Genomic DNA, 18,540 nt, shown 5'->3' with positions numbered 1-18,540 from the left:
TCAGATTCCGAAATGTGCATTTGCACATACGGTTTCCGCGCTTGGACGATTCCATTCGCAGCGCTGCCCTGCTAGCTTGTGCGCATGGAATTTCTCGATGCGCCTGACGACGCGTGGTGGTACCTGCGCGATGACCAAAAGCTCGGCCCGGTTGGGACGGAACGTCTTCTTCAGCTCCATGCGTCTGGGCTGATCGACGGGACCGCGCTGGTATGGCGATACGACCGCAACCCGGCTTCGTCTGCCTGGCAACCGTTGCGCGTCGCCCTTCGTGGGCGCGCTCGGTCCGAGGTCCTTCGGGCCGGGCTTGCCAGCTCTCCGGCTGATGGGTCGTCCAACGACGTGGTGGCCGTCCGATGACCTCGCCGTTCCCACCGCTTTCGCGATCGCCGATGCGCGAATGGCCGTTCAAGGTGCAGACCTACGATAGTGCCCCTGCCGGCACTTCGGCCGCAGCAAGGTGCAGCAGTGCGGAGCCTCCCCATGGTGCGGCTGAAGGGCTGCCGCACGACGGTCCTGCGAGACCAAGTCAAGGCGCCGATGGCGACCAGCTGGCATCCGGTGCACAGCCTATGCGCGCTCAGCCAGCGTGAGCGCGTCTCCTCAGCCTCGGTGCAGCCACCGCTGTTCACCAAGGCGGCGGACAGGCGCAGGTGTGTCGTTCAAGAGCGAGAACACGCCGCGCCCAAGTCCCTAACGAGACCCACGTCATCCAGGTGCTCCTTTGCGGGATCTGCAGGCAATCCGGATCAGCACCTTCGGACGTCGCCGCCTAGTGGGAGGGGGTTCGTCGTGTTGAGCAGAAGTCGAAAAATGCATCCAGTTGGGTGGACTTGTCGAACACGCCATCGGCCCCCAACATCGCGCATTGTTCGCGCACGTCCTTGGTGGCGTAGTTGCTGAGGACGACAAGGAGCCGGCCGCGATGGCGCGGTCCCCATGCACGCAGCACGTCCAGTCCGGAGCCCTGCTTCAGAAACAGGTCGACAACTGCGAGCTCCCAAACCGACCGCAAACTGTCCAGCAGCGCCACAGCTGCTCGGGCGCCCTCAGCCACACCGACGACTTCCATGTCGCCGAGCTCAGCCATCGTGGGGATGAGCGCGTCCCGTATCGTCTTGCTGTCTTCGATGAGGACGGTCTTGATGGTCATGGTCAGATGATGCGACCGGCGTGCTGCCACCAGGTAGGCGGAAGTGCCGATGCGACGTGAACCTTGGTCTGTTGGTGCCGCGCCGCCACGACGCGTGGGTCCGGACGGCCAAGCGAACCACGACCCTCGGCAACTTCAGCCACCATTCACTGTCGGCCTGGGACTACACCCAGGCGTCTTCGGCCGCCAATGGACTTCTGGGGCGCTGGTTCTACGCTGTGGCTCCGACAACCCGCTGGAGCTGTCCATGGCCACCGCACGTTCCATCGCATCGCTCACGCTCAGCTTCGGCTTGGTCAATATCCCGGTTCGCCTGTACTCGGCCGCAGAAAGCGGGTCTGACATCCGCTTCAACATGCTGGCGAAGGACGGCTCGCGACTCAAGCAGCACTACGTGTCCGAGAAGAGCCAAAAGGTCGTGCCGCGCTCCGAGATGGTCAAGGGCTACGAGGTCGAGCGCGACCACTTCGTTCTGTTCAGCCCGGAAGAGCTGAAGGCACTCGAGGAAGCCAGCAGCCATGTCGTCGACATCGTCGCGTTCATCCCCGAGAAGTCCGTCGACCCGCTGTACTACGACAAGGCCTACCTGCTGGCCCCGGACAAGCGCGGCGGCAAGCCGTACCAGCTACTGATGGCCGCCATGCGCAAGAGCGGCCGCTGTGCCCTCGCCAAGTGGGCGTGGAAGGCAAAGCAGTACGTGGTGCAGATTCGACCGGCCGAAGACGGTCTGGTGCTGCAGCAACTGCGCTACGCCGACGAGGTGCGCATGCCCAGCGCCCTGGGCATCGAGAAAGCCGACATCAATGGTGCCGAGTTGCAGTTGGCACTGCAGCTCATCGACCAAATCGCACAGGACCGCTACGACCCCTCGCAGTTCCAGGACGAGGAGAAGCAGCGGGTGCTGGCGGCTATCGACCAGAAGATTGCAGGCAAGGAGGTCGTTGCATCGTCCCATCCGGAAGATGCCGCGGTCGGAGGCGGTCAGGTCATCGACCTCATGGCGATGCTGCAGGCAAGTCTTGGCAAGAACAAGGCGTCGGGCAAGACCGCCCCAGGCAAGCGCGCTGCTTCTCCGTCGAACGTCACCGCCATGGTCGAGGCGCAGGCCCGCAAGACCGTGAAGCGCGCGCCGAAGTCTGCGCCCGAGGTGCCAACGCCTGCACGCACAAGGGCTCGCAAGTGAGCACAACCGCGGAGCCGGAGTTGAACTGGTCCCTGCGCAAGGTGGAGCAAAAGCTGCGCCTGTCTCGCCGCATCGTCACAGGTCTCATGGCCGAAGGCTTCGTCTGCCCGACCAGAGGCCCGCGCAACGCATTCCAGTTTTCGTTCCGTGACCTGGTGCTGCTGCGCACCGCACATGGGCTGCGCAGCGCACAGGTGCCACCGCGGACCATCCTTCGCGCGCTGGGCAAGCTACGCGCAGAGCTGCCGTCCTTGCTGCCGCTGACGGGCCTGCGCATCACGGCAGATGGGCGCAACGTGGTCGTCTGGGACGACCAGGGCCCCCGCGATGTCGTGAGCGACCAGCTCGTGCTGGACTTCCAATTGGTTCCCGACGAAGAGGACGGGCTGGTCGTTCTCGAAACCACCGTCCCGCGGGTGCAACCTGTCGGCATGGAGGGCCCTTCGGAGGCGGAACTGGCGTTCCGAAGGGGCGAACTTTTGGAGGACGTCGACCGCGCCGCGGCGGCCGACGCATACCGCGACGCTCTCGCGCGCGACCCGACGCACACGCATGCAGCCATCAACCTTGGCGCAATGCTGTGCGAGGAGAAAAACTGTGAAGAAGCGCGGCAGGTGTTCGAAGGTGCCCAACGCAACGGCGTTCAGCACCCCCTCCTGCAGTTCAACTTTGGCGTGGTCCTGGAGGACCTCGACATGCCTGAACAGGCCCTGCGCGCCTACGACGAGGCGCTCAGGCTGGACCCGGTGTTCGCAGACGCCCATTTCAACGCTGGAATGCTCCGCAGACGACTCGGTGACGAACGTGGCGCTTTGCGGCACCTGAATGCGTATCGCCGCCTATTTCGCGAGGCGGAGAACGCCCCACCGTAGGCCAGCTTTCCCGGCGGCAAAGGCCGAAGCTTTCAGCTGTCCATCTTCCACGCCCCGACTCGGGTCTCGGGCGAGCACAACCGCCCTCGAGCGACTCTGCGCAGCACCGACGAGCGGATGCAGAGCGCGGCTAGCCCTCGTTCCGCACAACTGCATCCATCAAGCGTCCGATTCGAACTCGTTCTTGCGGCGTCAAGCAGCCAGCCTGACGGCGGTCCTTCCAACTCATTTTCAGCAAAAGGTCTATCCAATTGCCGAACGCAGTTTCTGCCAGCCGCTTGACTTCAATAGGCGATAAAACGGATACCAATCCGACTAGAATTCGCTTCACCCCGGAACGCAAATCGGCAAAGAATCAGAATTCAATGACTGCTGCCCCATCAATTCGACTCAGCAAGGCAACTGGAACTGCGCTGCATCGCCAACTCTTCCTGGTGCTGCGTGAGCAGATTATGCGCGGCGTGTATGAGGCAGGCGCCCTTCTGCCGACCGAGGAGGAGCTTTGCAAGCTGTTTGGCGTCTCCTCCATTACCGTTCGCAGAGCTCTTGGAGACCTCAAAAGCGAAGGCTTGGTTGAGCGATTCCAAGGTCGCGGGACATTTGTAAGCCAGCAGCTTCCGAAATCACAGTTCGAGGCTGCGAACTTTCTTGAGGCGCTGAAGCGACAAGGCCAGGAAACCAAGGTGAAGGTCCTGGAAGTGCGCATCGCCGTACCACCAGCCCATGTCGCGCTCCAAATGCAGTTCTCAAGCGGTGCTGAGGCCTTCTTCGCCGCCCGCCTTCGCCATGTCAACAACCAGCCGATGATGGTCACAGAGGCATGGGTTCCGCTCCCCTTGGCAAAAGAGGTCACAGCAAAGCTGCTGCACCAAAAGCCGCTCTATGAAATATTAATGTCCAAGGGCGTGGAGTTCTCTCGGGTTATCGAAGAAATCACTGCTGTGGCCGCAAGCCCTTCTCATGCAGAACATTTGGGCACCGGGATTGGCGTTCCTTTGCTGAGAATGACCAGGCTGATGTACGACAAAGATAATCACCCAGTCGAACTGCTGACGGTCTACATGAATCCAGAGCGTAGTCGCGTCCTTTTGAATGTCCCTCCCTTGGAGGCGCAGCGCGGCGTAGCTGGCCGCATTGTTCACACTTGATTTACTTGGGCATCCACTATCCAATCCATGACAGTTCGTTGGAGTGCTGTCGTTCGTATGCGCCAATCTCGTCTTCATGGGATAGTGTCAAGGAAATCTCGTCAACGCCCTTCAACAGGCAGTCACGCCGAAAGCCGTCGACTTCAAACCCATCGACCTGCCCGTCTGGGCCTGTGACCGTCTGACTTTGCAAATCGACCGTGACCATGGCACCCGGCTGCTCAACCAATTGCCGCCGCAGGGACTCGACCCGAGGCGTCGGCAACCTGATGGGCAGGACGCCGTTCTGAAAGCAGTTGTTGAAGAAGATGTCGCCAAAGCTTGGCGCGATGAACGCCCTGAAGCCGTTGTCGATCATCACCGTCACCGCGTTCTCGCGGGAGGAACCACAGCCGAAGTTCTCGTCAGCCACCAGGATTTGGGCACCGGCGTAGGCCTTCGCGTTCAGCACGTAGTCAGAGCGCAATGCGCCGCTCGCATCGTGCCGCACGTCATGGAACATGCCCTTCACCTGCTCGCTTCTTGGCCGGCCAAGAAATCGAGCGGGAATGATTTGGTCGGTGTCCACGTTGGGCTGGTCCAAAGGGACAGCAACCGCGTTCAACTTGACAAAGGGCTCCATCTTCAAGCGCTCCAAAGCGAAAGTTTCCGTACGTCGGTGATGCGGCCTGTCACCGCAGCGGCAGCGGCCATGGCCGGCCCCATCAGGTGCGTGCGAACGCCGCGACCTTGCCGACCGACGAAGTTGCGGTTGGAAGTCGACGCGAGGCGCTGCCCAGGGGCGCCGAGGTCACCGTTCATGCCGACGCACATGGAGCACCCCGGCTCGCGCCATTCGAACCCCGCATCCTTGAAGACCTTGTCCAGCCCTTCGGCTTCCGCCTGCCGCTTCACGAGACCGGAGCCCGGCACGACCCAGCTGGGCACCTGGGCGCGCTGGCCCCGTACCACGTCCGCGGCTACCCGAAGGTCCTCGATGCGGCTGTTGGTGCACGACCCGATGAACACGCGGTCGACGGTCATGCCTTCCAGCGGTGTGCCTGGGGTGAGGCCCATGTACTCGAGGGCATGGCCCATCGCTTCCCGTCGTACGGCATCGGTCACGCTTGCAGGGTCCGGAACGCGGCCATCGACAGCTGCGGCGTCCTCCGGACTGGTCCCCCAGGTCAGCATCGGCGCGATGGTGGCGCCATCGATGCTGACCTCTTTGTCGAACACTGCTTGCTCGTCGGTCGGCAGCGTGCGCCAGTAGGCCAGCGCCTCGTCCCACTTTTTGCCGCCCGGTGCCAGTGGCCTGCCGTGCAGATACCGATAGGTCGTGTCGTCAGGCGCCACCATGCCGGCACGCGCCCCAGCCTCGATGGACATGTTGCAGACGGTCAGGCGCCCTTCGATGGACATGCTGCGCAGCACTGCGCCGGCGTACTCGATGACGTGTCCGACCCCGGCTGCAGCACCGATGCGCTCGATGATGGCGAGCACCACGTCCTTCGCCGATACGCCGGCCCTCAACACCCCATGCACGTTGACGCGCATCGTCTTGGGCTTGCGCTGCCACAGGCACTGGGTGGCCATCACATGTGCCACCTCGGACGAGCCGATGCCGAATGCCAAAGCACCCACCGCGCCATGTGTGGCCGTATGGGAATCGCCGCAAACCAAAGTGACACCGGGCTGTGTCAACCCCTGCTCCGGGCTGACGACATGGGCGATTCCCTGGCGGTCGTCATCCAGAAAGAACAGGCGCACCTTGGATTCCGCTGCGTTGCGCCTCAGCCCCTCCAGCAGTGTCCGGTGCTGTGGGTCCTTCACGGCAGCGACTTGTCGGGCTGAGGTCGAGTTGTAGTGGTCCGGCGTTGCCAGTGCGAGGTCAGGACGTCGAACTTGCAAGCCCCTCTCCCGCAGCTTCTGGAACGCGGCAAACGAGCCGTCGTGCATGAGGTGCCGGTCGATGTACAGCAGGTAGTGGCCATCCCCGCGGTCGATGACGACATGCCTTCGCCAAATCTTCTCGAACAGCGTGCGCGGCTGCACCATGGCACCCTCCCCGCTCATTTGGTCGCCAAAGCGTTTCGCACAACCGGCGTGCCGGGCGTACCAGGGTCGCCGAGCGGGTCGCGGAACGCTGTGCGCCGCTCGTCCCAGGTCGCTGAGTCGAACCTGGCGAAGGTACTCGCCGGCGACGAACCGACCGTGAACGCAGGCAGCCGCCCTACCTTCCTGACGTCAGCGAGCAACTGTTCGCACGTGGCGATGATGCCCTTGAGCAAAAGCCCGGGCAGGATGGAAATGGCGAAGCCCATGGACTCGGCATCGGCGAGCGGGATGTTCGGCGTCTTGCCGCCCTGGACCATGTTGAGCAGGCATGGGCCTCCGACCAGCTTCGGGATGGAGGCGACCTCTTCGACCGACTGCGGCGCCTCAAGGAAGACAACATCCGCGCCATTGGCCAGGGCAAGCCGGCCGCGCTTCACGGCCTCGTCGAAACCCAGGACCGCGCGCGAGTCGGTGCGCGCAATGATGACGAAGTCCCTGCTGCGGCGCGCGTGTGCGGCCGCCCGAATCTTGGCGATGTAGTCCTCGATGCTGGTGACCTCCTTGCTGTCCAAATGGCCACAGCGCTTGGGAAACACCTGGTCCTCGATGTGGATGCCAGCCACCCCCGCCCGTTCGAACTCTTGCACCGTCCTGAACACGTTCAGCTCGTTGCCGTAGCCGGTGTCGGCATCGCTGATGAGGGGGATGGAAATCGAGTTGGCGATGCGGCTGGCATTGGCAACCATCTCCGTCATGGTGGCCAGGCCGTAATCGGGGTAGCCCAGCGTCATCGAGGTACCGGCACCCGTCATGTAGGCCGCGGCGAATCCTGCGCGCTCGATTTCGCGCGCGGTGATGCCGTCGATGGCACCAGGGGCGACAACCATCTTGCCGCTGTTGAGTTGAAGGCGCAATTTGGAGGCGTTGGTCATGTCAGTGGGTTTCGGTGAATTGGATGGACAGTGCAGAGCTGGACGGCTACTCGAACGGGAAGCGGCGCGCGAGCGCGCCCCAGTTCTCCGCGGCGGCCTGGACCATTCCCGTGAACTCAGCAGGCGTGTTGCCCACGGCGATGCCACCGAGGTTCGCGAACGACTTTTGGAGTGCGGGCTCCTTGGCGGCCTGCTTCACGGCCGCGGCGATGCTGTCAACGACGGTCTGCGGTGTGCCCACCGGAGCGAAGAGGCCGTACCAGGTTTCAGACTCGAAGTCGGGGAAGCCAGCTTCCACAGGCGTCTGAACGTCGGGCAGGAGAGGTGAGCGCTGCTTGCCCACCGACATCACCACCTTGATGGCGCCGGACCGAATGTGCGGGATGGCGGCCGTGTAACCCATGATGGCCATGTCCACGCGGTTGGCGACCAGGTCGGTGATGAGTTGACCACCACCCTTGTAGTTCACGACCACGAGGGACGGCAGCACATCGACCATCTGCTGTGCGCGCAGTCGGGCGCTGTTCTCGGTCGTCCCGAATGAGCACGGCCTGGTGGAAGTTTTGCAATGGTTCACGACCTCTGCCATCGTGGTGCCCGGCATCTGCGCAGGAACCGCGACCACGCCGTAAAGCTTGGCGAATGCCGAGACTGGGACGAGCTCCTTGACCGGGTCGGTACCCTTGAACCCCGGGGCATAGGCGTTCAGCACGAGCGACGGAATCTGCACCAGCAATGTCTGGCCGTCGGGCTTGGCCTGGATGGCCTTGCGCGAGCCAATAAGCCCGTCCGCGCCCCCTTGGTTGTCGACGACGACGGTCTGCCCCCACTGCTTCTGCAGCTCCGAGGCGAGGAAGCGCGCCGTGGCGTCAACGCCCCCGCCCGCGGCATAGGGAACTATCAAGGTCACGGGCTTCGTGGGCTTCCAAGCCTCCGCCTTTGCGTTCGGCAAACACAAGGCCATGGCGATGGCGACGAGGGGCTGAAGTAGCTTGCGCGCGGTTGTCCAGGTCATCGATGGTTGTCTCCATGTCGTTCGGATGCTGTCTGTTATGCATGTCCGTATAGTAATATACGGACCATGCGACAGTCACCCACCTAGGGGTTCCACCTAGCGGGCGCTGAAAACCGGGGCCATGCGCCTTGAGGGCGCAGAAGACAGTCGCCGGAATTCCAGGCTCTGCGCTCTGAATTGCAGGTCCGCAGACATCGCGACGGTGTTCTGCAGCAACCCATGCAACAGCATCGCCAGTGCAGTCTCTCGGACGCTCAGGTGAACGACTTCCATGTCTGACATACGTGATCTGACGGCGTCCGACCCACTCCGGATTGCAGGACGCAGCGCGCCGAGCACCACGGAACGCCAAGCCGTGAAGCCCTGTGATGCCGCGGCTGCACATCTTGCGTAGCCGCCAGCACATGTTCGGGCCTCAAGCGGCGTCACACGCGATTTACAAAGCGGCGCGTAGACAGCCACAGGAGGTGTCGCAGTGCCATGGAAGCACAGCTGGAGACTGCGTCGTGCTTTCCCACTGCCGCGGGCTCGCCCGGTCGCGCGCAAGAAGCTCCGCTGAACCGCCGACTTCGCCGCCTGCCCCCCTTCTCGGGCGAACCTGTGCTACCGACAATCGAAGATCCCATCACCCGCGCCGCCAGCCTCGTCGTTCGCACTGTGGACGCTGACCCTAGGCCTGGCTGCGCTCTGCCGGCGCGAGCCTGCCAAGCACCTGGAAGAGCTTGAGCGCGCTGGTCACGTGCTGCCATGGGACTCTGCAGGAGCGGCGGGTGTGGAGAGAGACGGCCTGGATGCGGGGCTGGCGCCAAAAACGTCAGCAACGCACGGATGGTCTAGCGCATCCACATGGACGTGCTCCGCTTCCACATCGCCGACTCGACAGATTCGGAGAAGACCGCACGAGCAGCCGGAGGCTTCCATGGGTTTCAGCGTGACATGGCTCGCCACTCGCGAGCCGGAGAGATTCCCATAGCAACAGGGGCCCTTCCGCCAACTGGCGGCCATCGGTCGCGCCTACCGCGAGGACCGCGGCCTTGCTGGATTGCCAACCACGGTCTGTCCAGCGGCCACATCGCGCGTGACCACGCTTCCTGCCCCCACCACGGCTTCGTCACCAATCGTCACGCCCGGCAGGATGAGCGCTCCGCCCCCAATCCAGACATTTCGGCCGATGTGGATCGGGCGTCCGAATTCCAGTCCAGCCTCGCGAGATGTCGCATCGCGCGGATGGTCGGCGGTCAAGATCTGAACTCCAGGCCCAATCTGGGTCCTGTCGCCAATGCTGACCTGGACAACATCCAGGATGACGCAGTTGAAGTTCAAGAAAACTCCGGCGCCAAGGGAGATGTTGAACCCGTAGTCGCAGTGGAACGGCGGTCGTACGCCGGCCCCGTCACCGACGCCCGCGAAGCGCTCGCGCAGCAGCGCACGACGTTGCGCTGACGTTCCGCCAAGCGACCCGTTGTAGCGGACCATCCATTCGCGTGCAGCGGCGAGGTCGGCTTGAATCTCCGGGTCGCCCGCGTCGTACAACTCGCCGGCAAGCATCCTTTGCTTTTGCGTCTTTTGCATATGGCAAGCATGCACCACGCGCGTGACTGCGCGCAAGCAAGGCTGCCGAGGCCTCAGAACCCGTGCGGAGGCCCTGCCGAAGACCAAGATGGCAGTGCGCCTCGACAGCTGCACCATGGTCAACGGCACCGCACCGCGATCATGCCGGTCTTGCGTCTGGGACTGATTGTTTGTACAGTATCGCAATAGCAGCCACAGTGCTGAACCGCACAGGTCTCCCAAGAGTCGACCTTTTTCTCTTCTCAGCTCCGCGCACGGTTCTACGGGCGGCTTCTAAGCTCAGGAAGTTGCGACAACAACGAGCACGCCACCGAAGTTCCAACATGAATGCGCCCCTGCTCCCGGAAAACCTTCGACGGGCGGTGCCAAGCGCTCAGCAGGACTTGCCACTCGCAGCCGAGGGCGTGCAGCGGTATGTTTGGGAGAGCCAGTGGGTTTCGATGCTCATCGAGGTCATCGGAGCGCAAGTGTTTGTGGATGGAAAGCTCGTTGAGCCGTATGGCGGCTCTTAAGCTGGCAGGCAAGCCAGTGCGGCCACGCCTTGGTTCCGGGAGCGCCGGCTAGACTGCGCGGCCATGTCTCGGACGTTCCTCACTGTCGCCTTTCGGGAGAAGGACGCCGCCAAAGCGCTGGGCGCCCGGTGGGACGGAACCGAGCGCCGCTGGTACGTGCCTGACGGCCTGGAGCTTGCGCAGTTCGCGGCCTGGTTGCCTGCGCAGGCCGTCGCGGTTGCCACCACAAGCTCATTCCTTCCGGCTACCGATGCTGCTCCAGCGCACCGCGGCATCTTGCTGTCCCAACTCCTGAACGGCGTTGCACGCACTGTCGCGGCTGCATACGGCGAGGGCGTGTGGACAACCGCGGAGGTTCTGCGCGTGTCCGCCAGAGGCGGGCACGTGTACCTGGAACTGTCGGAGCGCACGGCAGACGGTAGCGTCGTGGCCAAAGCGCAGGCCGCCATCTGGTCGCGTACCGCAGAGCGCATCGTTCCCGAGTTCGAGCAGGCGACGGGCGCGATCCTTTCAGCAGGCATCAAATTGCTGGTCCGGGCACGACCCGTTTTCAAGGCACAGTTCGGCTTCTCGTTGGAGATTGACGGCATCGACCCAACGTATACGCTGGGCGACCTGGAGGCCAAGAAAAGGGAAATCCGCCAGCGGTTGAAGCGCGAGGGCCTGTTCGAGATGAACAAGAGGCTGGCACCCCCATGGGATTTCCGCCGTGCGTTGGTGGTGTCACCAGAGGCAGCCGCCGGGCACGGGGATTTCGCGGCGGAAGCGGCGCGGCTTGAGCGCTTTGGCGTCTGCCGTTTCGATTACATGCACAGCAGGTTCCAAGGTGAAGGCGCGGCGGCGGAGATCCGCACAACTCTGCTCACAGGGCTTGCGCAAGGCACAGCACTCGATGCGGTCATCATCATCCGGGGCGGGGGCGCGGTCAACGACCTGGCTTGGCTGAACGACTACGACTTGGCTCGCGCGATTTGCGAATGTTCCGTACCAGTGCTTACCGGCATTGGGCATGAACGTGACAACACGGTGCTCGACGAGGTCGCGCACCGTCGGTTCGACACGCCAAGCAAAGTCGTTGCAGGCATGGAGCAGCACATCGTTTCTCGCGCTCGCGCCGCGCAGGCCAGCTTCGAACTTGTCGTCAAGCAGGCCCAGCGGACTTCAGACCGAGCCCGTGCTCAAACGGAGAAGCTCGAGCTGGAGGTGCAATCCTCCGCCGCTTCGGCACTCCAGCAGGCGCGTGCACAGAACGCTCAACTCATGGGGAACATCGGCGAAGCGGCGCGAGAAGCTCTGCACCTGGCCGACAGGCAGGCGCGTGAGTGGACAGCCGACATTCGCCATGGAGCAATGACCGCGCTGGCCCTGGCGCAGCAAGCAGTCCCGACTGCACTGGACGGTGTCCTGCGCCACGCGCAGACGAGCGTCAAGGCAGCCAGTCAAGCATGCGCTGCGGCACTCCCGACCGTGCTGAGCGGTGCCGCCACCAACCTGAAGCATGCCGCAGCAGCGGCGAACCGGCAGATGCAGTCGATCGCGGGGGATGCCCATTCTGCGGTTTCGTCTGCGTCGGATGCCGCGCAAGGCTTGTTCCGCGAGATTGCTGGCCAGGGCCCGTCGAAGACCCTGAAGCGAGGCTTCGCCATGGTGCGAGGTCCCGATGGAGCAACGGTCACATCTGCGCGGCGCGCGACAGGCCTCGTCGACCCTGTTGAAATTTCATTCTCGGACGGGGTGGTGCACGCCACCGTTCAATCGGTTCGGCTTGAGCCAGACAAAGAATCCAAGGACGAAAGCAAATGACGCAACCGCAAACATTCCGCGAAGCGTATGAAGTTCTGCAGCGCCATGCGCAGGACCTTCGCAATTCAGACGAGCCGAACATCGACGACCTGCTGAGCGTGGTGACCCAATCGGTGGCTGCCTACAAGGTCTGCAGACAGCGCATCGATGCCGTCGAGGCGGCGCTCAAGGAAGCGTTGGCGGACGTGGGCGAAAGTCCTTCAACGCCTGCCCCCTCAGGCCCAAGAGCCGATGCGGCGACGGGCAACACGGGCACCGCTGCGCGCGCACGGCCGGCACCACCGGCCGCGGAGGATGCTGAAGACGACGACGTGCCGTTCTGATGGTTCGGCTACTGAACGAAAATCTAGCGGCCTCTTCGGCCTCTTCGGACTTGCGCCTTGGCAACCGACCTCAGGCGGCAAGCAGGCCGTTGCGCGCCACTAGCCTTTTGAGGCGCACCTCCCAATGCGCCGGTGACAGCGCCAAGCAGCGCATTGCAAGGCGGGGCGGCCGCTCCGAAAGAAAATACCCGGATACTGAGCCATTCCCTGATGCCCACACTGCGTGAATTGAAGACCGAACTGGCCGCTTTGGACCATCTTCTGTATGCGACCTGGTTGAAAGAGCGCGACGCCGCGCGAAAGCAGATTGCAGACATGGCCGTGGAGTTCCAACTGAGCCCCGCAACGGTCCTGCGCGATGTGGAGGCTGCTCACCGCAAGGCCCTGCCGCCCATTCCAGTCCTGCGGCCGCCGAAAGTGGAACTGCCCCTTCGCAGTTCCGGCTCGCCGTTCCACGTTGCGGTCAAGTACCGGAACCCGGCAACCGGCGACTATTGGAAAGGACGCGGTCCCCACCCTCGATGGCTCCGCGAGGCTCTGAGCGCTGGGAGGCAGTTGGAGGAGTTCCTGGTGAAGGAGCCCTCCGCTGCCGATGTGCCCGGCGACCCGCTGCGCGCGTTCGAGGAAGCGGCCCGTCGGGCCTCTTCGCGCACCACATGAGTACCGCGGTGATGAGGGACGGGTTCTGGCCCGTTGCAACGGGGTTCGGCGTGGCCTGCGTGGCGCTGGTGACGCTGCAGGCTACCAAGACCATTGCGCCGCCATCGATGTATGTGGCTTGGTTCGACGGCAACGGCGCCTCTCACATCGGACGCATGCTGTGGGACCTTCTCGTCGTTGGCAGCCTTGGGCTTGGCCTCCCGGCCTTTGTGGGGGCCGTTGCCGCGTTCCGGCTTGGTCGACCGGTGCTTCTTCACTGGCTGCTCTTCGTCGTGGCCGCCTTGCTCTGCACGCTCGTTCTCCTGCCTTGGCTTCATGACGGTGTGAGATTTGGCCGGGCCGTCGAGTCGATGGCGCGGCCGTGGTGGCGCTATGGCGCGGAGCTCTCATTGCTGTTCGCTTCGCTTGCTGCCTTGAGGTCGTCTCGTTGAGAAGCGAAGGCCGAACTGCGGAGCTTGGACGGTCCTGTTGCGGTTAGCGACGAGGCCGTTGCCCCACTACTTTCCAGATGAAGGCGGCCAACGCTCCGATTCCGTCCGGCCAGCTCATCTGGACGGACTTGCAACCCGTTGATCGGAGGGGCCGCTTCGCGCATGGCCATTGCATCGCGTTAAGTTTCGCGGTCGAGGCAATGGGCATGGCCCCTTGAGCACGGCGGTTGCCGCACCAGAACGACAAAACCGCCCGAAGGCGGCTCGTCGTGGGTGCGCTGATTGTTCAGACTTCGCCGCCCACCAATTGGCCTTGGCGCACGGCGTAGACGGCTTGGGCGCGCACGGCATCGCGGCTCAGCGTACTCTTGGCGGTAGCGACAGCGCCCACGTCAGCACCTTCGCCCAGCTCAGGCATGGTGCCATTGCGTTCCGCTTGCACCACTTCAGCGCGAACGGCTTCGCGGGTCAGACCGCTGACGCTGGTGGAGACCTCTGGCACATAGCCGACTTCACCACCAACGAAATCAGCGGCGAAGCTGGGGGCAGCAGCGAAACCGGCAGCTGCGATCAGGGCGGAAGCGACGAACTTGTTCATGATGAATTCCTTTGCGTTGACAGATGTGACTTGCTCGATCGGCGGGGCCGGACCCCATGTCCGCCGCGTCTCGATGAGTTGTTTCAGTGCGTCTCATCGATGGCTCAATTGTCGAAGCTGCAGCCTTAAAGAAAAACCGGGCTCGGGGGAATGGACCGTTTCCAACGTCGCAACAAAGGTGCGGCGCCACCGAACGCGCACATCGCAAAACACTTCGACCACGAGTGCCCGGCGCACCGGCGCGCGGCACCGAACTTCTCGCCCTCCCCCCCGCGGCTCTCTTCCTCACCAGTCAGCAGGAAAATTGGATAGACGAAAGAGACAAGAAAGACGTTGGCGCGGGTGCGGCAGTTGGCGTTGTTGCCCGCGGGGTATTAGGTGCTGGCGCAGCATGCGCGCCGATCGGTGGTCCTACCGGTCCGTGGGGGCTGCAACAGGCGCCGTCGCAGGGGCTGTATGAAGCGCCCTGACGGGCAAAGTCGTGGCGAAGACCACTGACCTCACCGGAGAAAACAGCTGTTAGCGGAGCAACGACGGCTCTCGCCCCAGCGCGAGCGTTGCCAGTTACGACCACTACGGCCCTGCATTCGCGGACGGCGCCAGAGCGTGCAACAAGTAGCCAGGCGGCTCCTACGACGACGTTGAACCCAAAACGAGCGACGGCTGGACTAACGCATGTGGAGAGCCGTCGTCGGGTTGGACAACGCCAGGCATCCACCGCCGGATGCTTGGCAGCGTATGAGCGAGGAAGCAAGAAGAGCTTTGCCCGAAAACTCAGACCGCGACCGAAATAGTCCTCAGGCGGCATGGCGGGTGCGGCCCGTCTTCTTGCTGCGGCGGAGCCGCTGCACTACTCTTGTGCTTCAACCCGATCGTCGTTGGTGGTGCTACGGCTGCCTTTGAGATGCAGCTCGACGTCGCTTGCAAGGTCGCCCACCTTTTCGACAGCTTCGCGGATCTGTTCCGGGCTGACGTCAAGGCGCGTGGCCCAGCCACGAAGCGCCTCGTCTGAGCCAACTTCGATGCGCTCCGGGCCGGGAGTGCTCGGTTCAAGGCTTCTGTCTTTGCTACCCATGGTGTTGTTCCTTACTACGGCCTGTAGCCGCTCGGTTACTTGGCTGGGTTGTTGGCACCGCCGCTGGTCTGTGTGCAGTGCGACGGGGTCGACGCCAACGCACTACGATGAAGGCCAGTTCGGAGTGGTCGAGTGGCCGACCGCCGATGAAGGGAGGAAATCGGCCCCGATTCCGCTCAGCCCTTCATGCGCTTGAGCTCGACCTTCGCCGCTTCATGCTGCGCCTTTGCCTGTTGTTCACACGCGTCCTTCGCGTTGCCGTTCATGTCGTCGCACTTTTCCTTGGCGACTTCATAGGCCATCTCGGCCTTGGCCTCTGCAACCTTCTTGGCATGGCTGTCCGAAGGCTTGTAGTTCTGCTCCAGCTGCGCCTTGGCCACGTTTTCCGTGCCCTTGGCTTCCTTCTCGCAGACGTCCTTTGCGTTGTCCTTCAGCGTGTCGCACTTGGCCTTCGCAACCTTGTAGTCGGCGGAGATTTTTTCCTTGGCAACGTTGTACTCGTCCTTCGTCATCGCATTGGCGCCGGTCGTGGCGAAAAGGCTGCCAGCCAATGCGACCCAGAGGAGATGTTTTTTCATAGTGCGTCCTTGAAGCGATTGCGTTTGGGATGCCGATTGACCGGTGAGGTCCTTATCGGCATCCGGACTGTCGCTTCTGGCTCTGCCGACGTCGGTAGGACGTCGCGCATAGCGGCAATAGGCCAGCGTTGTTTGCTGCAGGATGCGCAAAGCGTGTTCCCCCGAGATGGCGCCCCTTGCGCCGAACCCAAGCTTGGGGCTGTTCTCGCCAGTGCCCCTGGTTTCGTGCCCTACGATCTTTCGAAAGCGGGCAACGCAAGTGGCGCCGAGGCGAGACTCGTACTCGTGGTCTCAGGTTGCAACCTGCCTGACCGGCCCACAACAAAGCGGGACCGCTTTCGTGTCGGGCACAAACCCCATTGGTGCGGGCGAGACCATCCTTGTAGTGGACGACGAGGCTGCGATCCGCAGCCTCATGGTGGAAGTGCTGGAAGAAGTCGGCTATCGCGTGCTGCAGGCGGGCGGACGGTCCAAGCGCGTTGGCCATATTTCAAGCAGACGAATCAGTCGTCCTGCTGATCACCGATGTCGGCCTGCCCGGGGGGCTGAACGGCAGGCAGGTCGCCGATCGCGCGCGGGAGTCGCGCCCCAACCTGAAGACCCTGGTGGTGACAGGCTACGCCGAGCGAGTCGTTGTCGAACATGGACAACTTTCCGCCGAGATGCAGGTGCTGACGAAGCCGTTCGACCTGGGCATGTTCTGCGAGCGGGTACAGGCGCTGATACGTTCGGTGCCAGGTTAAGGGCGCCGTGGCCATGGGCTCCATTGCGTTTGCGTCTGCTTCGACGGTCGGGGTTCAACCGACTGCTCTGAGAGGCCAAGGTCGTTCGCTGCATGGCAAGTGGCTGCCTGCTTCAGGCCGATAGCGTTGGTGCAGCCAGACCGCACATAGCCGTCGTCGGGCAGCAGCCGGCTCGGCGCAATTGCAGAGCCGACCGCTACGGCTGCTCAGATCACTGTCTGCTCGGAGATCTCACGTGCGCCATCTATCTCCATGCCGAGGTATCGCACGGTCGATTCCAGCTTGGAGTGCCCGAGCAGCAGTTGCACCGCGCGCAGGTTACTGGTCCGTCGGTAGATCAGGGTCACCTTCGTCCGTCGCATGTAGTGCGTCCCGTATCTGCCGCTTGGCGGCAGGTGGTGAACTGAAAAGAGGTCAAAAAACGCTTCGCTGCCTCACTATGACAGGGCATCGCCAGACCGAAGCAAGCGGATGACATGCCAAACACAGTGCGCCATCGAGGGCTGGCGCAGCGCTTGTCCTGCGGCGCAGGATTGCTGAATCGCGAGCTTGCGAGGTGAGCTGAACTGGCATCGTCCAGCATGGCGCCTACGACGCGTTCGGACAGCGCTGACATCGCGCGACCGCTGGTGGAGACACATTGCCCTGTTGACTAGGGCCGTGCGGCGCAACACACGCGCGGCCCGACAACCGTCTTTCATCCCGCCCGTCTTGCCACCATGAAACTCTTCAGCTGCCCCCAATGCGGTAACCGCGTCTTCTTCGAGAACACCAGCTGCGAGGCGTGCAGGTGCACCCTGGGCTACTCGACCGAGGAGCGTGCCATGCTGGCCTTCCAAGTCTCGCCTGAGGGCATCTGGAACCGTGCCGGCCTCGATGGCCCGGCCTACCGCCCCTGCATCAACACCGCAGAAGGGGTGTGCAATTGGCTGGTCCCAATCGACAGCCATCACCAGCATTGCGTGTCGTGCCGCACCACGCACACCATTCCTGCATTGAGCAAGCCCGAGAACCGGCTGTACTGGGCGCAACTGGAGCAGGCCAAGCGCCGCCTGTTCTTCACGTTGCTGGAGTTGGGCCTGCCGGTGCCGAACAAGATCGAAGATCCGGCGAACGGGCTGTCCTTCGAATTCCTGGAAGAAACCAGCAACGAGATGCACGTGCTCACGGGGCACGACGAAGGCGTGATCACCCTGAACATCGCCGAGGCCGACGATGCGCGCCGCGAGCAGATCCGCCTGTCCATGCACGAGCCCTACCGCACGCTGCTCGGCCATTTCCGTCACGAGATCGGCCACTACTACTGGGACCGCCTGATCCGCGGCACGCGCTGGATCGACGAATGCCGCGCGCTGTTCGGCGACGAAACCGTCGACTACGCTCGGTCGCTGCAACGCCACTATGCCAACCCGCCCGGCGACTGGCCTCAGCAGTACATCAGCGTCTACGCCAGCTCGCACGCGTGGGAAGACTGGGCCGAGACCTGGGCGCACTACCTGCACATGGTCGACGGCCTGGAAACCGCGGCGGCCTGGGGCCTGCAGCTGCAGCACGCCGTCCCCAACGCGCCGGCGCTGGCCGCACAGGGGCTAGACCTGGACGCTGCAGGCATCGCATCGACTGTGGTCGAACAGTGGCTGCCGGTGTCGCAGTTCATCAATGCGATGGACCGCAGCCTCGGTGCCCATGACAGCTACCCGTTCGTGGTTGTCGAGCCGGTGGTGGCCAAGCTCGACTTCATCCACCGCGTGGTCCAGGCCGCGCGGCGTGGCGAAGCGCCGATGAACTTCCTGCCCGTGTCGCAGGGCCAGCCCGCCGAGCAGGTTCCAGAGCCCATGGCGGCCTGAGTCCGCCAGCCCTGCGCTGCGAGGCCCTGGTTATCTTTCTCTTGCCATCAACTTTCCG

The 18,540-nt window shown here is 63.3% G+C and carries 20 protein-coding genes and 1 pseudogene; 10 read left to right on the top strand and 11 right to left on the bottom strand.

Annotated elements, in window-relative coordinates; genetic code table 11:
• Positions 1–180 (bottom strand): hypothetical protein, encoded by a 180-nt coding sequence (locus DES41_RS39210; protein WP_245965826.1) that lies wholly within the window; start codon positions 178–180, stop codon positions 1–3.
• Between DES41_RS39210 and DES41_RS39870 the strand changes: the two genes are divergently transcribed.
• On the top strand, positions 124–360 hold the full coding sequence (locus DES41_RS39870; RefSeq protein WP_425466384.1) for a hypothetical protein: 237 nt from the start codon (positions 124–126) through the stop codon (positions 358–360). The genes DES41_RS39210 and DES41_RS39870 overlap by 57 nt on opposite strands.
• A 412-nt stretch (positions 361–772) precedes the next feature.
• On the opposite strand, the gene DES41_RS22670 is transcribed toward DES41_RS39870, so the two are convergent.
• The gene (locus DES41_RS22670) at positions 773–1,153 is read right to left on the bottom strand and encodes a response regulator (protein ID WP_114469922.1); all 381 of its coding nucleotides are present in this window, start codon (positions 1,151–1,153) and stop codon (positions 773–775) included.
• A gap of 247 nt (positions 1,154–1,400) precedes the next feature.
• On the opposite strand from DES41_RS22670, the gene ku reads away from it, so the two are divergent.
• The 3 genes from ku to DES41_RS22655 all read left to right on the top strand — a co-directional run bounded on the left by ku (position 1,401) and on the right by DES41_RS22655 (position 4,356).
• Positions 1,401–2,336, top strand: coding sequence for a non-homologous end joining protein Ku (gene ku, locus DES41_RS22665; RefSeq protein ID WP_114469921.1), 936 nt, complete (start codon positions 1,401–1,403; stop codon positions 2,334–2,336).
• Positions 2,337–2,356: 20 nt separating this feature from the next.
• A complete protein-coding gene (locus DES41_RS22660; RefSeq protein ID WP_114469920.1) occupies positions 2,357–3,208 on the top strand; it encodes a tetratricopeptide repeat protein in 852 nt (283 codons plus the stop codon).
• A gap of 251 nt (positions 3,209–3,459) precedes the next feature.
• Complete coding sequence (locus tag DES41_RS22655) at positions 3,460–4,356, top strand: GntR family transcriptional regulator (RefSeq protein ID WP_245965825.1); 897 nt, start codon at positions 3,460–3,462, stop codon at positions 4,354–4,356.
• 16 nt (positions 4,357–4,372) lie between these two features.
• Here the strand turns inward: DES41_RS22655 and leuD are convergent, their stop codons facing one another.
• The 5 genes from leuD to DES41_RS22625 all read right to left on the bottom strand — a co-directional run bounded on the left by leuD (position 4,373) and on the right by DES41_RS22625 (position 9,912).
• Positions 4,373–4,978, bottom strand: a complete 606-nt coding sequence (gene leuD, locus DES41_RS22650; protein ID WP_114469918.1) for a 3-isopropylmalate dehydratase small subunit — start codon at positions 4,976–4,978, stop codon at positions 4,373–4,375.
• A gap of 2 nt (positions 4,979–4,980) precedes the next feature.
• Positions 4,981–6,393: a 3-isopropylmalate dehydratase large subunit gene (gene leuC, locus DES41_RS22645; protein WP_114470026.1), complete on the bottom strand. Its 1,413-nt coding sequence runs from the start codon at positions 6,391–6,393 to the stop codon at positions 4,981–4,983.
• A gap of 14 nt (positions 6,394–6,407) precedes the next feature.
• A complete protein-coding gene (locus DES41_RS22640; RefSeq protein WP_114469917.1) occupies positions 6,408–7,325 on the bottom strand; it encodes an isocitrate lyase/PEP mutase family protein in 918 nt (305 codons plus the stop codon).
• 46 nt (positions 7,326–7,371) lie between these two features.
• A complete protein-coding gene (locus tag DES41_RS22635) occupies positions 7,372–8,340 on the bottom strand; it encodes a Bug family tripartite tricarboxylate transporter substrate binding protein (RefSeq protein ID WP_114469916.1) in 969 nt (322 codons plus the stop codon).
• Between the two features lie 1,014 nt (positions 8,341–9,354).
• On the bottom strand, positions 9,355–9,912 hold the full coding sequence (locus DES41_RS22625; RefSeq protein WP_114469914.1) for a sugar O-acetyltransferase: 558 nt from the start codon (positions 9,910–9,912) through the stop codon (positions 9,355–9,357).
• Positions 9,913–10,487: 575 nt separating this feature from the next.
• On the opposite strand from DES41_RS22625, the gene xseA reads away from it, so the two are divergent.
• The 4 genes from xseA (at position 10,488) to DES41_RS22600 (ending at position 13,641) form a co-directional block, all read left to right on the top strand.
• Positions 10,488–12,227 carry an exodeoxyribonuclease VII large subunit gene (xseA, locus tag DES41_RS22615; RefSeq protein ID WP_114469912.1) on the top strand — a complete coding sequence of 580 codons (1,740 nt, stop codon included), beginning with the start codon at positions 10,488–10,490 and terminating at the stop codon, positions 12,225–12,227.
• Positions 12,224–12,550 (top strand): exodeoxyribonuclease VII small subunit, encoded by a 327-nt coding sequence (gene xseB, locus DES41_RS22610; RefSeq protein WP_114469911.1) that lies wholly within the window; start codon positions 12,224–12,226, stop codon positions 12,548–12,550. The genes xseA and xseB overlap by 4 nt, the downstream gene beginning before the upstream one ends.
• Positions 12,551–12,760: 210 nt before the next feature.
• Positions 12,761–13,210 carry an H-NS histone family protein gene (locus tag DES41_RS22605; RefSeq protein ID WP_114469910.1) on the top strand — a complete coding sequence of 150 codons (450 nt, stop codon included), beginning with the start codon at positions 12,761–12,763 and terminating at the stop codon, positions 13,208–13,210.
• A complete protein-coding gene (locus DES41_RS22600) occupies positions 13,207–13,641 on the top strand; it encodes a hypothetical protein (protein ID WP_114469909.1) in 435 nt (144 codons plus the stop codon). The genes DES41_RS22605 and DES41_RS22600 overlap by 4 nt, the downstream gene beginning before the upstream one ends.
• Before the next feature lie 286 nt (positions 13,642–13,927).
• Here DES41_RS22600 and DES41_RS22595 read toward each other — a convergent pair whose 3' ends face one another.
• From DES41_RS22595 to DES41_RS22585, 3 genes are all read right to left on the bottom strand, one after another.
• Positions 13,928–14,239 (bottom strand): DUF4148 domain-containing protein, encoded by a 312-nt coding sequence (locus tag DES41_RS22595; protein ID WP_114469908.1) that lies wholly within the window; start codon positions 14,237–14,239, stop codon positions 13,928–13,930.
• 850 nt (positions 14,240–15,089) lie between these two features.
• Positions 15,090–15,314 carry a DUF3606 domain-containing protein gene (locus DES41_RS22590; protein ID WP_114469907.1) on the bottom strand — a complete coding sequence of 75 codons (225 nt, stop codon included), beginning with the start codon at positions 15,312–15,314 and terminating at the stop codon, positions 15,090–15,092.
• 176 nt (positions 15,315–15,490) lie between these two features.
• Positions 15,491–16,042: a hypothetical protein gene (locus DES41_RS22585; protein WP_245965824.1), complete on the bottom strand. Its 552-nt coding sequence runs from the start codon at positions 16,040–16,042 to the stop codon at positions 15,491–15,493.
• Positions 16,043–16,371: 329 nt separating this feature from the next.
• On the opposite strand from DES41_RS22585, the gene DES41_RS39205 reads away from it, so the two are divergent.
• Positions 16,372–16,635, top strand: a complete 264-nt coding sequence (locus tag DES41_RS39205) for a response regulator (protein WP_245965823.1) — start codon at positions 16,372–16,374, stop codon at positions 16,633–16,635.
• Positions 16,636–16,841: 206 nt separating this feature from the next.
• Here DES41_RS39205 and DES41_RS22575 read toward each other — a convergent pair.
• Positions 16,842–17,012, bottom strand: a pseudogene (locus DES41_RS22575) (integrase); the annotation flags it as partial.
• A 342-nt stretch (positions 17,013–17,354) separates the two neighbouring features.
• On the opposite strand from DES41_RS22575, the gene DES41_RS22570 reads away from it, so the two are divergent.
• Complete coding sequence (locus DES41_RS22570) at positions 17,355–18,482, top strand: zinc-binding metallopeptidase family protein (RefSeq protein ID WP_114469905.1); 1,128 nt, start codon at positions 17,355–17,357, stop codon at positions 18,480–18,482.
• The last annotated feature ends 58 nt before the right edge of the window (positions 18,483–18,540 follow it).

The sequence above is a fragment of the Pseudorhodoferax soli genome (assembly GCF_003337555.1).
GTDB lineage: Bacteria > Pseudomonadota > Gammaproteobacteria > Burkholderiales > Burkholderiaceae_C > Pseudorhodoferax > Pseudorhodoferax soli.
Note: the sequence above shows the minus strand (reverse complement) of the source record. Positions and strands in the feature narration are given on the sequence as shown.